Annotated in this window: 11 protein-coding genes; 6 read left to right on the top strand and 5 right to left on the bottom strand. The window is 64.9% G+C overall.

Going from position 1 to position 13251, the window contains the following annotated elements; genetic code table 11:
* The first annotated feature begins 200 nt into the window (after positions 1-200).
* Positions 201-1418: a polyhydroxyalkanoate depolymerase gene (locus KV697_RS06530; protein ID WP_219020601.1), complete on the top strand. Its 1218-nt coding sequence runs from the start codon at positions 201-203 to the stop codon at positions 1416-1418.
* A 181-nt stretch (positions 1419-1599) separates the two neighbouring features.
* Here the strand turns inward: KV697_RS06530 and KV697_RS06525 are convergent, their stop codons facing one another.
* Entirely contained in the window at positions 1600-2079 is a 480-nt protein-coding gene (locus KV697_RS06525; protein ID WP_058744684.1) for a pyridoxamine 5'-phosphate oxidase family protein, read from the bottom strand.
* Positions 2080-2653: 574 nt separating this feature from the next.
* Between KV697_RS06525 and KV697_RS06520 the strand changes: the two genes are divergently transcribed.
* Both KV697_RS06520 and KV697_RS06515 read left to right on the top strand, forming a co-directional pair.
* Positions 2654-5584 (top strand): L-glutamate gamma-semialdehyde dehydrogenase, encoded by a 2931-nt coding sequence (locus KV697_RS06520; RefSeq protein ID WP_374011408.1) that lies wholly within the window; start codon positions 2654-2656, stop codon positions 5582-5584.
* 254 nt (positions 5585-5838) lie between these two features.
* Entirely contained in the window at positions 5839-6357 is a 519-nt protein-coding gene (locus KV697_RS06515; RefSeq protein WP_219020599.1) for a hypothetical protein, read from the top strand.
* 37 nt (positions 6358-6394) lie between these two features.
* On the opposite strand, the gene KV697_RS06510 is transcribed toward KV697_RS06515, so the two are convergent.
* Positions 6395-7540, bottom strand: coding sequence for a mechanosensitive ion channel family protein (locus KV697_RS06510; RefSeq protein WP_219020598.1), 1146 nt, complete (start codon positions 7538-7540; stop codon positions 6395-6397).
* Between the two features lie 27 nt (positions 7541-7567).
* Positions 7568-8569, bottom strand: coding sequence for a DNA topoisomerase IB (locus KV697_RS06505; RefSeq protein ID WP_219020597.1), 1002 nt, complete (start codon positions 8567-8569; stop codon positions 7568-7570).
* Positions 8570-8691: 122 nt separating this feature from the next.
* On the opposite strand from KV697_RS06505, the gene KV697_RS06500 reads away from it, so the two are divergent.
* Together KV697_RS06500 and KV697_RS06495 are read left to right on the top strand one after the other, a co-directional pair.
* Complete coding sequence (locus tag KV697_RS06500; RefSeq protein ID WP_219020596.1) at positions 8692-9264, top strand: type 1 glutamine amidotransferase domain-containing protein; 573 nt, start codon at positions 8692-8694, stop codon at positions 9262-9264.
* A gap of 246 nt (positions 9265-9510) precedes the next feature.
* Complete coding sequence (locus tag KV697_RS06495; protein ID WP_219020595.1) at positions 9511-10437, top strand: right-handed parallel beta-helix repeat-containing protein; 927 nt, start codon at positions 9511-9513, stop codon at positions 10435-10437.
* Here the strand turns inward: KV697_RS06495 and KV697_RS06490 are convergent.
* A complete protein-coding gene (locus KV697_RS06490; RefSeq protein WP_219020594.1) occupies positions 10412-11797 on the bottom strand; it encodes a putative O-glycosylation ligase, exosortase A system-associated in 1386 nt (461 codons plus the stop codon). The genes KV697_RS06495 and KV697_RS06490 overlap by 26 nt on opposite strands.
* Entirely contained in the window at positions 11790-11939 is a 150-nt protein-coding gene (locus KV697_RS06485; RefSeq protein ID WP_219020593.1) for a hypothetical protein, read from the bottom strand. Before KV697_RS06485 ends, KV697_RS06490 begins: the two co-directional genes overlap by 8 nt.
* 97 nt (positions 11940-12036) lie before the next feature.
* Here KV697_RS06485 and KV697_RS06480 point away from each other — a divergent pair, with 97 nt between their 5' ends.
* Positions 12037-13251, top strand: coding sequence for a TIGR04063 family PEP-CTERM/XrtA system glycosyltransferase (locus KV697_RS06480; RefSeq protein ID WP_219020592.1), 1215 nt, complete (start codon positions 12037-12039; stop codon positions 13249-13251).

Raw genomic sequence — 13251 nt, 5'->3', positions numbered from 1 at the left:
ACCGGCTCAACGGCGGGTGAGGGGCGCGACGCATCGTTTGGGCGCTTTGGTGCGTTCTGTCCGTGTAATGGAGATCATGAACCTGTCATCGGTTCGGCACTATGACCGATCGGCCATATTCTGGTCATCATGCGCAAACGGTTTCGTGATAGATAGATGCCAATCACGGCTCCGTCCGGCGGAGCGCAGGGGAATCGACGATGTTGTACGACGCCTACGAAATGCAGCGCTCGATGCTGGCCGGCGCGAGCGCGCTGGCCAATTTCGGCGCGGGGCTGCTCCAGAATCCGGCCAATCCGTTCGCCTATCTGGGCGGCGGCGCGATCATGGGATCGGCGCTGGAGGTCTTCGCCCATGCCGCCGCCCCGCGCGGCAAGCCCGCTTTCGGCCTGACCAAGACAGAGATCGACGGGCGCGAGGTTGCGGTCCACGAAGAGATCGTGCTCCGCAAGCCGTTCGGCCAACTCAAGCGCTTCCGCCGCGAAGGTGTGGAGGACAGCCCCAAGCTGCTGATCGTGGCGCCCATGTCGGGCCATTACGCCACGCTTCTGCGCGGGACGGTCGAGCGGATGCTGCCGACCTGCGAGGTGTATATCACCGACTGGCGCGATGCGAAGCTGGTGCCGCTGTCGGACGGGCGGTTCGATTTCGACGATTATGTCGATTACATCATCGATTTCCTGACCGAAATCGGGCCGGGCGCGCATGCGCTGGCGGTGTGCCAGCCCTCGGTACCCTGCTATGTCGCGGCCTGTGTGATGAGCGCGGACAAGCATCCCTGCACGCCGCGCACCCTGACTCTGATGGGCGGCCCGGTCGACACGCGCGAAGCCCCGACCGCCGTGAACCTGCTGGCGACCGAGCGGCCGCATGCTTGGTTCGAGCAGAATGTCATCGCCACCGTGCCGATGACCTATCCGGGCGCCGGGCGGCGGGTCTATCCGGGCTTTCTGCAACTCGCCGGGTTCATGTCGATGAATCTCGGCAACCACATGATTTCGCACTGGGAGATGTTCAAGCATCTGGTCCAGGGCGACGGCGAGAGCGCCGATTCCACCAAGCGCTTCTATGACGAATATCGCGCGGTGTGCGACATGACCGCGGAATTCTACCTCCAGACCGTCGAACTGGTGTTCCAGCGTCATGCGCTGCCCAAGGGCGAGATGCTGCACCATGGCAAGCGCGTCGATGCGGGCGCGATCACCGATATCGGCATCCTGGCGATCGAGGGCGAGCGTGACGACATTTCCGGCGTCGGCCAGACGCGCGCCGCGCTGACGCTGGCGACCAATCTGCCGGAGGAGAAGAAGCGCTATTACATGGCCGAGAAGGTCGGTCATTACGGCATCTTCAACGGCTCGAAATGGCGCAACCGCATCGCGCCGGTGGTCGAGGAGTGGATCAAGGCGAACGGGTGAGGGGCCGGTAACCCCCAATCCCACCCTCCGTTCAGCCTTTGCCACGCGCCCCTTTGGCGACCGAATTCCCTTGGCCTTCGACTTCGCTCAGGCTGAACGGGGCGGGGGGTGCTGGGCCCGGACATAGAAAAACGCCCGGAAGCCTTGGCCTCCGGGCGTTTCGCATTTCGGCAATTGCGAATTATGCGACCGAGCCGACCACCGCATGGCTGGACGATTCGTCCGAGCGGATCGTGCCGCCGAACAGCATTTTCACCCGGCCCGACAGCGAGATGTCGGTTTCCCACAGCTCGGCCGAGTTGATGTCGAAGCGCAGCAGCGTCAGGTTCGGGTCCGACTTTCCTTGCGGGAACCAGGCCTCGACCTGATTGCTCCAGAGCTTGTCGATCTGAGCCGGGTCATTGTCCTTCGACACATGGCCCGCCAGGCACGCAAAGAAGTCGTGACCCTTGCCGACGAACTGCGCCATCGCCTCGCCACCGCTCGCGATGCGGTTGTCGCGACCGGCGAAGAAGAACAGCGTGTTCGGCTGATCGTCATCGATCTGCGCGGTCATCGGTTCGGAATGCTGGCCGTCGTTCAGGCCGATCATGACGAACGGGCTGCTCTTCAACTTGTCGAGGAACTTGGCGGCGATTTCCTGGGGGCTGTCGTCGGCCATCATGGCTCTCCTTTCAGGGGTTTGGCGGGAGAACGATGCGGGGGCGGGGATGGTTGCGGCGGAATCCCGCTGTTCTCTTCGACTATCAGACAGGATTCCGCCAACTGATGCTGATATGACGCTCGGGACGGCACTTCCGCCGTCAATCACAGAAAGGACCACGGATGTCCGTTGCCGATCTGTGCCTGATCCTGGGCGTCGTCATCGCTTTCGCGACCTTGGTCGTGAAGATCATCGACGTTCGCAACAGGTAAGGTGCCCGGCGGGGCTCGGGCTGCAACCCGGGCCCCAAAGGATTTGAGCCCCGGTCGCTGCAACGACCGGGGCTCTACAGAAAGGCGGATGTCCTCGCCTGGGATACATATAGCCTGAATATATTGAGACTTCAATTTTGGAGTGAATTGCCTCCGAATTTGATGTCGTATCAAACGATACCCAATCCCCATATTTCCCGCTAAGCGCTGGTCCATCACAGCATAGCCATGCGACCCGCCAAGCGCTTCGATGCGCGCCGGGCCGCCCGACCGGACGAAGACCTATGACCTCTGCCGTTACCGCTGACGCGCGCAAGACCATGAAATCGCTGTATCGTGCGCCCGAACCCGATGTCCTGAAGCCGCTGCTCGACCGCGCCGCCGCGACGCCGGAAATGCGCGAGCGGATCATGGGCCATGCCTCGGGCCTGCTGGCCGACCTACGAGCGGCGCAGAATCGCGGCTGGGTGAACCAGTTCCTCCAGGAATATCGTCTCAACTCGTCCGAGGGCGTCGCGCTGCTCAGTCTCGCCGAGGCCTTCCTGCGCGTGCCCGATCCCGAAACCGCCGATCTCCTGATCGCCGACAAGCTGGGCGAGGCGGACTGGCGCGCGCATACCGGGCGGTCGGCGTCGAAGCTGGTCAACTCGGCCACCTGGGGTCTGGTCGTCGGCCGCGCGCTGGTGGGCGAGGGCGAGGCGGGGCCGCTCAAGCGCCTGCTGTCACGCGCGGGCGAGCCCTTCGTGCGGCAGGCGGTCGGCGCTGCGATGCGGATGATGGGCGAGATCTTCGTGATGGGCCGCACCATCGAGGAAGCGATGCGCCGCATGAAGAAGCCCGAAAACAAGGGCTTCACCGCCAGCTTCGACATGCTGGGCGAGGCCGCCCGCACGCATGAGGATGCCGAGCGCTATTTCCAGGCCTATGTGAAGGCGATCGACGCGGTGGGCTCCGACCCGGCGGCGGGCCATTCGGTGTCGGTCAAGCTGTCGGCGCTCCACCCGCGCTACGAACTGCCGCGCGCCTATGAGTGCGTGCCCGCGCTGACCGACATGCTGGCGCAGCTGGCGCGGCAGGCGGCGGACAAGGGTATCGCGCTGACCGTCGACGCCGAGGAGTCCGAGCGGCTGGAAATGAGCCTCGACATCATCGGCGGCGTCGCGGCGATGCCAGCGTTGAAGGGCTGGGATGGGTTCGGCATGGCGGTGCAGGCTTATGGCAAGCGCGCTCGCGCGGTCATTGCCTGGGCCAATGGCCTCGACCGGATCATGAACGTCCGCCTCGTCAAGGGCGCCTATTGGGACAGCGAAATCAAGCGCACCCAGGTCGAGGGGCTCAACGACTATCCGCTGTTCACCCGCAAGGCGGCGACCGACGTCTCCTATCTGGCGGTCGCCAAGGACATGCTGGCGGCCGAGAATATCCGCCCTGCTTTCGCCAGCCACAATGCGCTGACCGTCGCGACCATCCTGGAATGGGCGGGCAACTCCCACGACTTCGAGTTCCAGCGGCTGCACGGCATGGGCGACGGCCTGTACGAGCGGCTGGTGCGCGAGCATGGCCATAAGTGCCGCATCTATGCGCCGGTCGGCGGGCATCGCGACCTGCTGGCGTATCTGGTCCGGCGTCTGCTAGAGAATGGCGCGAATTCCAGCTTCGTGCATCAGCTCGCCGATGCGCGTCTGACCGAGGCGGAGATTCTCGCCGATCCGGTCGCCAAGATCGCCGCCGTCGGTGGTGCGCGTCACCCGAGCATCCCGCTGCCCATCGACCTGTTCGCGCCGGGCCATCGCAACTCGACCGGCATCGACCTGAGCGATATCGCAACGCTCGACGCGACAGTGAAGGCGGTCAACACGCCCGCCGTGAAGCCGGTCGCCGCAACCGCCGATGTGGCCTCACTGGTCGGACGCGCCCATGCGGCCTTCCCGGCGTGGAACACGACGCCGCTCGATACCCGGGCGGGCGTGCTGGAAAAGCTCGCCGATCTGCTGGAGCAGGACCGCGAGCGGCTGATGGCGATCCTGGTGCAGGAAGCGTTCAAGACCATTCCCGACGCGATTGGCGAGGTTCGTGAGGCCGCCGATTTCTGTCGCTATTATGCGCAGCAGGCGCGCGCGCGGCTCGGTTCGGTCGAACTGCCGGGGCCGACGGGCGAGCGCAACACGCTGCACCTCGAAGGGCGCGGCGTCTGGGCGACGGTCGCGCCGTGGAACTTCCCGCTGGCGATCTTCCTCGGCCAGACGGTCGCGGCGCTCGTCACCGGGAACACCGTGGTCGCCAAGCCCGCGCCGCAGACGCCCGCGATTGCGCAGGCCGCCGTCGAGCTGGCCTATCGCGCAGGCGTGCCGCGCGATGCGCTGCTGCTCGCGGTCGGCGGCCCGGACGTCGGCCAGAAACTGACCGAGGATCACCGGATCGCGGGCGTCGCCTTTACCGGCTCGACCGCCACCGCCAAGCGGATTGCGCGGACGCTGGTGGCGGATGACGACCGCCCGATCGTGCCGCTGATCGCCGAAACCGGCGGCATCAACGCGATGATCGTCGACTCGACCGCGCTACCCGAACAGGTGGTGGCGGACGTCATCACATCGTCCTTCCGCTCGGCGGGGCAGCGTTGCTCGGCACTCCGGCTGCTGCTGGTGCAGGCGGATGTCGCCGACAATGTCATCGCCATGCTGAAGGGCGCGATGGAGACGCTGGTGCTTGGCGCGACCGGCAATCCCGCGACCGATGTCGGCCCGGTGATCGACCGGGCGGCCTATGACAAGCTGATGGCCTATCGCGCCGACATGGTGACGCAGACGATCAAGACGCTCGACGCGCCCGCCGAAGGGCTGTTCGTGCCGCCGACGCTGATCCGGCTCGATCGCGTCGAGGACCTGACCCAGGAATGGTTCGGCCCGATCCTCCATGTCGCCACCTGGGAAGCAGGCACCCTGTCCGAGACGATCGCGAAGGTGAACGCCAAGGGGTACGGCCTGACCATGGGCCTGCACAGCCGCATCGCGCGTGCGGGCGAAGTGATCGAGGCGGAAGCGGCGGTCGGCAACCTCTATATCAACCGCTCGATGATCGGTGCGGTGGTCGGCAGCCAGCCCTTTGGCGGCGAGGGCCTGTCGGGCACGGGGCCGAAGGCGGGGGGGCCGCATTACCTGTACCGCTTCTGCGCGGAGCGGGCGGTGTCGGTCGACACGACCTCGGCGGGCGGCAACGCCACGCTGTTGTCGCTGGACGAAGGGGGGATTTAACGCTGTTGGTACGGGACGATCATCAAATGGTCGTCCCACAAAAGAACTAAGGAGAGGTGGGTCTCCGTTTCTCTGCGCTCATGCCGGTTCTTCGAGCAAAATCTTTCCCTGATATACCAACGGCACACGGTTCGTTGCGTTCACATACGTGACGCTTTCGTATCGGCGGACGCTATTGTTTCTGCAGTTAATCATTTTCGTTTATCGCGTGGTACTAAACATTGGATAATCGGCAACGTCGGTAGCGAGGTTCTATGTCTAAATTTATTGTCTTGCTGGCCTCTGTCGCGGCCACGATATCTTCGAACATTTTAGCAGCCGACCGAGAGGGCGCGGACCCAGAGACCTACATTTCCGCGTTCAACGACGTCTGCCGAACGCACTTCCCCGACTTAGATGCCGTTGCGCGCGACGCAGTTGCCAAAGGTTGGCAGAGTAGCAAGATGCGACTGATTGAGGGCGCGACCGACTTGCCCAAGAACCTGCCCCAAGCTTTCCACAAGGACAGTATGATGCTGTTTCTTACCCGGCCGGAAAGCGGTGATTTCAGTGAAGTCTGCCAGATATCGGGTAGCGAGGCGACCAAGCTGACCGGCGCTGACATTGCGGCCATGATGGCACCCAGCGTTGACGCCGCCGCATCAATGGTCGACAAAGGCGCAGATCACGAAACCACGACGTGGAGGACCGGCCCAGGCATATCGGTGCAGGCTGGCATTTCGATCTACCGCAAGTTCCGGACGATCAGCCTGTCGGCGCGACATACGCGTTGACGATCTCATCAGCCTATTGCTGTAGTCACAGGCTCCCCTATTGAGTCGATACGGCATAGGGCATGACCAACGTCCCGTCCGGCGCGGCGGTATAGGTCGTCTGGGTCGGGTAGGGGATCACGATGCCCTCGGCGGCGAACCGCTTCATCAGCGTCACCAGCACCCGGTTGCGCAGGTCGTGCGCGGTGGCCCAGTCGTCGCCGGGAACGTCAAACTGCAGCGCGAAGTCCAGGCTCGACGCGCCGAAGCTCTCGAACCCGGCGCGTGCGACCGTGCCGCCTTCGCCCTCGACGATCTCGGTCAGCAAGGCGGGGACGCGCGCCAGCGTTTCGGGCGGGGTTTCGTAGGCGACGCCGATCATGAACGACAGGCGGACATGGTCGCGGACCGTCGTATTCTGGATTTCCTTGTCGAGCAGGTTGCGGTTGGAGATGATGCGCAATTCGCCGGTAAAGGCGCGGATACGGGTGGATTTCAGGCCGATCGCCTCGATCACGCCACTGGTATTGTCATAGGCGATCTTGTCCCCGCGCCGGAACGGCCGGTCGAAGATGATGGCGAGCGCGGCGAACAGGTCGCCGAAAATCCCCTGCGCGGCCAGGCCGATGGCGATGCCGCCGACGCCCAGACCCGCCACCAGGCCGGTGACATTGACACCCAGATTGTCGAGCACGACGACCAGCGCCACGGCGAACAGCACCGCCGTCACCAGCAACCGGATCAGCCCCATGGCCGAGAGCAGCGCCTCGCCCGAATAATGTTCGGACTGGGTACGATGCTCGATCGTGCCGAGGACGAGTTCGCGCGCCCAGATCGCCGCCTGGAACGCGCTGGCGATGGTGAAGAAGAAGCCGATCGTCTTGGCGACTTCGCCCGGCGCACCGGCATAGCCGGCCACCAGCTGCGCGGCGAGCGTCACGATGAAGAACATGTTGGTGCGCGCGATCGCGTGGCCCAGGATCACGCCCCATCCGCCCGCGAAACCGGGACGGCTGCATAGTTTGTCGCCGAGCCTGCGAACCCAGAGCAGCGCCAGCACGATGACCGCGCCGAAGCCGATCGCGATCAGTACCTTCAGCCAGTAATGCTGTACCCACCAGGAGGTGGCGTCGATGATGCTACCGACCTGATCGGGGATGCGGGAGCCGTCGAAGATCGGCGCCTTGGGCGAGGATTTCGCCATGGGGACTCCTTGAAAAATCGGGGGCGGTCAGGCCGCCTTGCTGGCCGGGGTTCCGGCCTCCAGAAATGCGATCAGCCCGCACTCGACGCGGGACAGTCCGGCGCGGGCGCGGGGCAGGCGCAGCGTCTTGCGAAACGCCGCCTGGCCCTCCTTGACGAGCGCGATCAGCGAGGGGTGGACATAGGATTTGCGTGCGATGGCGGGGGTGTTGCCCAGCTTTTCGACCACCGGTTCCAGCATCGCCTTCAGGCTCAGATCCGCCTCGGCCAGCGCCAGCGCCTCGAACGCGGCGACGCTGGCGGCCCAGGTGCGGAAATGCTTGGCGGTGAAGTCGTGAGCGGTCGCTTCGCGGATATAGGCGTTCACGTCCGATGAGGTGACGGGATTGGCCTCACCCTCCTCGTCCACCCAGGCGAAGAGATGCTGCTCGTCCAGATCCTGACACCGTTTCACGAAGCTGGCGAGCGATCGGTCGGTCAGCGTCATGTCGCGCATCTTGCCCGACTTGCCCCGATAGCGCAGTCGCAGGGTTGTGCCCTTCACCTGGCCGTGCCGCTTGCGCAGGGTCGTCGCGCCGAAACTCTTGTTGGTCGCGGCATAGGCTTCGTTGCCGACGCGGATATGGCCGTTGTCGAGCAGCCGCACGACGGCGGCAACCGCGCGCTCCTTGCACAGGCCGCGTTTCTTGAGGTCCGCTTCGACCCGCTTGCGCAAGGTGGGGAGCGCATGGCCGAACGCGGCGCAACGTTCATATTTGGCGGCTTCCTGCGCTTCGCGGAAATCGGCATGATAGCGATATTGCTTGCGCCCTTTCTCGTCCCAGCCGACGGCCTGGATATGGCCGTTGGCGCGCGGGCAGAACCAAGCGTTCCTATAAGCGGGGGGCAGGCCGATACGGTTCAGCCGGTCGATTTCATCCGCATCGGTAATCCGCTCGCCCCTGGCGGTCCAATAGGCCCATTTGCCGCGAACCTTGGTCCGGGTGATGCCGGGTTTGCTGTCATCGCAATAGACTAATCGGGTGGCCATCGCTCTCTCTCGGGTCATCTCTGCAAATGCGCCGCCGGTCGCTTCGTTCCGGAACGGCCGATGCGGTCGCGGGTTCTGGTGCTGGCTCCCCCAAGCCATTTCCCCGACAGGAGTTTTTCATCATGGCCGATCTTTCCCAGGCACGCGTCCTGATGCTCGCCGCCGACGGTTTCGAGACCGTCGAGCTGTTCAAGCCCCGCCAGGCGCTGGAGGAAGCGGGCGCGAAGGTGACGCTCGCCTCGCTCAAGTCCGACCCGATCCAGGGCATGGAAGGCGACATCAACAAGGCGGAGACCGCGACGCCGGACCTGACCGTCGATGAGGTCGACACCGACGATTACGATGCGCTGGTCATCCCGGGCGGCACCTGCAACCCAGACAAGCTGCGTCTCAACGAGCGTGCGGTCGAGATCGTCACCGAGTTCATGGAAGACGACAAGATCGTCGCCGCCATCTGCCATGGCCCCTGGCTGCTCGCCGAGGCGGACGTGATCGACGGTCGCCGTCTGACCAGCTACCCCTCGATCCGCACCGACCTGTCCAATGCGGGCGCGGATGTGGTGGACGAAGAGGTCGTGGTCGACGGTAACCTCATCACCAGCCGCAAGCCGGACGATATTCCCGCTTTCAACAAGGCGATCCTGACCGCGCTGGAAGAGGAACTGGCCGACGAGGAAGAGAGCGAAGAGGCGTAAGCGCCCAATCCTCCCCATCGTCAGATGAGGAGGGACCGCGCCCGCAGGGCGTGGTGGAGGGGCATGATCTGTCCGTCTTGCCCCTCCATCGCTGGCGTAATGTTCCCCTCCCCAAGCGAACTCGGGGAGGAATGGGACGGCATCCCGCCACGGGACGATCACGGGCGTCGCATCCTTGCTCCATGCGTGGCAGGATGCGGCGCCCCTTCGGTTTTCTGGCGTTCGCTTTTTTCCTAGGATAACCCCATGCGTCTGGTTCCGCTTCTTCTCCTCGGCATGACGTCGGCCGCCGCCCTTGCGCAGGGAAGCGGGCAGCCCTTCATGGTCGGCGGACGCGGCTTCGGGACGCTTCAGGACGCGGTGAACGCGATCGGTGATGGCGAGGGTACGATCCGCATCGCACCCGGCACCTACCGCGAATGCGCGGTGCAGGCGGCGGGGCGCATCGCCTATGTCGCAACCGAGCCGGGCAAGGTGATCTTCACCCGCATCGCCTGCGAGGGCAAGGCGGCTTTCGTGCTGCGCGGGCGGGGCGCCTCGGTACAGGGTATCGTCTTCAGCCATATCGAGGTCGGCGACGGCAACGGCGCGGGCATCCGCATCGAAAAGGGCCCGCTGGCGGTCAGCAACGCGATGTTCCTCGACAGCCAGTCGGGCATCCTGTCGGCCGAAGACCCCAACGGCACCGTGACCGTCGACCACTCGACCTTTTCCGGCCTGGGCCATGACCCGACCGGCAATGGCGCGCATGGCATCTATATGGGCCGCTACAAGTCCTTACGCGTCACCGCCTGCCGTTTCGAGCGGGGGCAGGGCGGCCATTACGTCAAGACGCGGGCTCCTCAAGTCGAAATCCTCGACAGCAGCTTCGACGACAGCCACGGCCATATGAGCAATTATATGATCGACCTGTCCAACGGCGCGAAGGGGCGGATCGCGGGCAACGAATTCGTCTTCGGCCGCGACAAGGACAATCACTCGACGCTCATCACCGTCGCGCCGGAGGGAGCGAAGAACGATTCCTCGGGTCTGGTGGTCGAGAACAACCGCGCCCGTCTGGCGCCCGGCGTCGATTTCAAGCCGGTCTTCGTCGGCAACTGGTCGGGCGAGCCTCTGGTGATCCGGGGAAATATCCTGGGCACCGGGATCACGCCGACGGCGCGGAAGTTCTGACGCTGCCGGATATGGGCGGCGGCTGACGACCCGCCACCGGTTTCAGCCGCGCCTCGCGGGACTTGCGCGACAGATAGGTATCCAGACCGATCTGCGCGGCGATCAGCTGGTAAAGGAAGGGGTTGTAGGCGATCCCGACAAAGGCCCCGCCGAGTAGATAGATCAGATGGGCGTGCTGAAGCGCGCCCGCCAGCTGGCCGCCCCAGTGCAGCGGGTCGTCGGCGTTGCGATAGCGTCGCCGGAGCGCCTCCATCCGCAACAGTCCCGAGATGTTGATGCCGAGCCAAAGGAACAGCCCCGGCCAGCCCTGCTCCCCCAGCATCTCGAAATAGCTGGAGTGATAGGCGCGTGCGCGGTCGGTCGTCACCTTTTGCTGGATCGTCTTGTCCTGGGCCGACCCCTCCACCATGGTCAGGTCGTAGCGGAAGCTGTTCTGGAGATAGGCGTTGAACCCGCCGCCGAACGGGTTGGAGGCGACATAGCCCAGCGTCCATTTCCACACCGCCAGCCGGGTCGAGGCGGACTCGTCGCCCTGATAGCCGCGGATCGTATTCATCCGCTGGGTATAGGAAGAGGGGAGCAGCGGCACGACCGCCATGCCCGCCGCCGCCAGCAGCCCAATATAAAGCAGCCGCCGCTTCACGTCGCGTAGCATCAGCACCGCAAGCAATACGACGCACAGCAACCCCGTCCGCGCCGAGGTGCCGACCGGGATCAGCAGGCAGGCGAAGATCAGTCCCGCCCCGAACGCCCGCACCCGCCAGTCGGGCGGATAGATCGTGCCCCGGCGCATGAACCACAGGATGATCGGCACCACCGCGACCGCGACGGTGGAGATGATGCTGCCCTCGTACAGGCCGGTATTGTTGCTGACGATCAGGTTCAGCTCGCCATAGCCGCCACCCGAGAACAGGGTCTTGATCCCGCCGATGATGACGATCGAGGAGATCGACAATATCATGAACAGCAGCAGCGCTTCGATCCGCAATCGCGTGCGCAGCGTCAGCGGCAGGAATACGGCAAATGCCAGCGCTTTCCATACCCAGTCCCATTTGTCCTTGGCCTGGGCGGGGAAGTCCGCGCCGAAAAAGGTGGTGAGCGCGCAATAGGCCAGCAGCAGCAGGATCGCGCCCTGCCGCACCGTGAACCGGCTGTCTCGCTTGTCGTCGACCAGCGCCCAGCCACCGACCGCGGCGATCACTGCGATCAGCGAGATCGGCACCGTGTTGAGCAGATAATAGGTCAGCCGCTGCGGCGCGACGATGTCGATATAGATATAGACAAGCACCATCAGAAATGGCCGCCGCAGCCCCATCGCGAACAGGCTGAACAGAAAGCCGATCAGGAAAAGGTCACGCATCGTCGACGCGCCGCCTGGTGCCGGGTTTGATGGGGAAGGGGCGGCCATCCCCCTCGTCGTCCAGCTCGCGCCGGCCCAGCAGGCGCCATGCCGCGATCAGCATCAGGCCATGGCTGAGGAGCAGGGTAAAGCTGTCGATCATCGCCCTTTTCCTCAAACCCTTAACGCCAACGCCGTGCCCTGCTTATAAACCGGCGGTTGACGCGGCGTTAAGGGCTGGCATGACAGGTGCTTAACCGATGCGTATCCTGCATATCCTCGATCACGGGCTGCCCCTGCAAAGCGGCTATACCTTCCGCACCCGCGCCATCATGAAGGCGCAAGGCGCGCAGGGGCATGACGTCGCGGCGGTGACCGGCCCCCGGCAGGGTGTCGGGGAGGCCGATGTCGAGACGGTCGACGGCCTGACCTTCTATCGCACGCCCGTCTCGGCGCGGATGCCGGTGCGGCAGGGGCTGGTCGGCGAGGCCGCCGGACTCGTCGCGCAGATCCGGGCGGTCGACCGGGCGGTGAGGGCCTTCCGGCCCGACATTCTGCACGCCCACTCCCCGGTGCTCGACGCGCTGGCGGGCCTCGCCATCGCGCGGCGGCGGCAATTGCCGCTGGTCTATGAGATTCGTGCCTTTTGGGAGGATGCGGCGGTCGGCAACGGCACCGGCACGGTGGGGAGCGCCCGCTACCGCGCAACGCGGGCGGTGGAAAGCTGGGCGTGTCGGCGCGCCGATGCGATCGCGGTCATCTGCGAAGGCTTGCGCGGCGACCTGATCGCGCGGGGCCTGCCGCAGGACAAGATCATCGTCTCGCCCAACGGCGTCGACCTGGGGCTGTTCGGCCAGCCGCTCGCCCGCGATGCAGCGCTGGCCGAGGAACTGGGGCTGACGGAGGCCGAGGTGATCGGCTTTATCGGCAGCTTCTATGATTATGAAGGGCTGGACGACCTGATCGCCGCGATGCCGCAGCTCGTTGCTGCCCAGCCCAAGGCGCGGTTGCTGATGGTCGGCGGTGGCCCGATGGAGGCCGCGCTCCGCGCACAGGCGGAAAGCTCGCCCGTGGCGGCGGCGATCCGCTTCGTGGGGCGGGTGCCGCATCAGCAGGTCGAGCGTTATTACAGCATGGTCGATATCCTGGCCTATCCGCGCAAGAAGATGCGGCTGACCGATCTGGTCACGCCGCTGAAACCTTTGGAGGCGATGGCGCAGGGCAAGCTGGTCGCCGCGTCCGATGTCGGCGGGCACCGCGAACTGATCGAGGACGGGCGGACCGGCACGCTGTTCGCGCCCGACGATCCGGCCGCGATCTCCGATGCGCTGGCCGGTTTGCTGGCCGATCGCGGCGGCTGGGAGGCGCGGCGGGCGGCGGGACGAGATTTCGTTGAAAAAGAACGCAATTGGGCGTCGAACATCCGACGTTACGAACCTGTTTACCACCGATTGCTAGATCGGGCCCAGACATAG

The sequence above is a fragment of the Sphingomonas sanguinis genome (assembly GCF_019297835.1).
GTDB lineage: Bacteria > Pseudomonadota > Alphaproteobacteria > Sphingomonadales > Sphingomonadaceae > Sphingomonas > Sphingomonas sanguinis_D.
This window is presented reverse-complemented; position numbering and strand designations above follow the sequence as displayed.

What these genes read in the sequence shown, in the direction of transcription:
- KV697_RS06530 (WP_219020601.1), top strand. Translation starts at nt 201, where the DNA reads ATGTTGTACGACGCCTACGAAATGCAGCGCTCGATGCTGGCCGGCGCG.
- KV697_RS06525 (WP_058744684.1), bottom strand. Translation starts at nt 2,079, where the DNA reads ATGGCCGACGACAGCCCCCAGGAAATCGCCGCCAAGTTCCTCGACAAG.
- KV697_RS06520 (WP_374011408.1), top strand. Translation starts at nt 2,654, where the DNA reads ATGAAATCGCTGTATCGTGCGCCCGAACCCGATGTCCTGAAGCCGCTG.
- KV697_RS06515 (WP_219020599.1), top strand. Translation starts at nt 5,839, where the DNA reads ATGTCTAAATTTATTGTCTTGCTGGCCTCTGTCGCGGCCACGATATCT.
- KV697_RS06510 (WP_219020598.1), bottom strand. Translation starts at nt 7,540, where the DNA reads ATGGCGAAATCCTCGCCCAAGGCGCCGATCTTCGACGGCTCCCGCATC.
- KV697_RS06505 (WP_219020597.1), bottom strand. Translation starts at nt 8,569, where the DNA reads ATGGCCACCCGATTAGTCTATTGCGATGACAGCAAACCCGGCATCACC.
- KV697_RS06500 (WP_219020596.1), top strand. Translation starts at nt 8,692, where the DNA reads ATGGCCGATCTTTCCCAGGCACGCGTCCTGATGCTCGCCGCCGACGGT.
- KV697_RS06495 (WP_219020595.1), top strand. Translation starts at nt 9,511, where the DNA reads ATGCGTCTGGTTCCGCTTCTTCTCCTCGGCATGACGTCGGCCGCCGCC.
- KV697_RS06490 (WP_219020594.1), bottom strand. Translation starts at nt 11,797, where the DNA reads ATGCGTGACCTTTTCCTGATCGGCTTTCTGTTCAGCCTGTTCGCGATG.
- KV697_RS06485 (WP_219020593.1), bottom strand. Translation starts at nt 11,939, where the DNA reads ATGATCGACAGCTTTACCCTGCTCCTCAGCCATGGCCTGATGCTGATC.
- KV697_RS06480 (WP_219020592.1), top strand. Translation starts at nt 12,037, where the DNA reads ATGCGTATCCTGCATATCCTCGATCACGGGCTGCCCCTGCAAAGCGGC.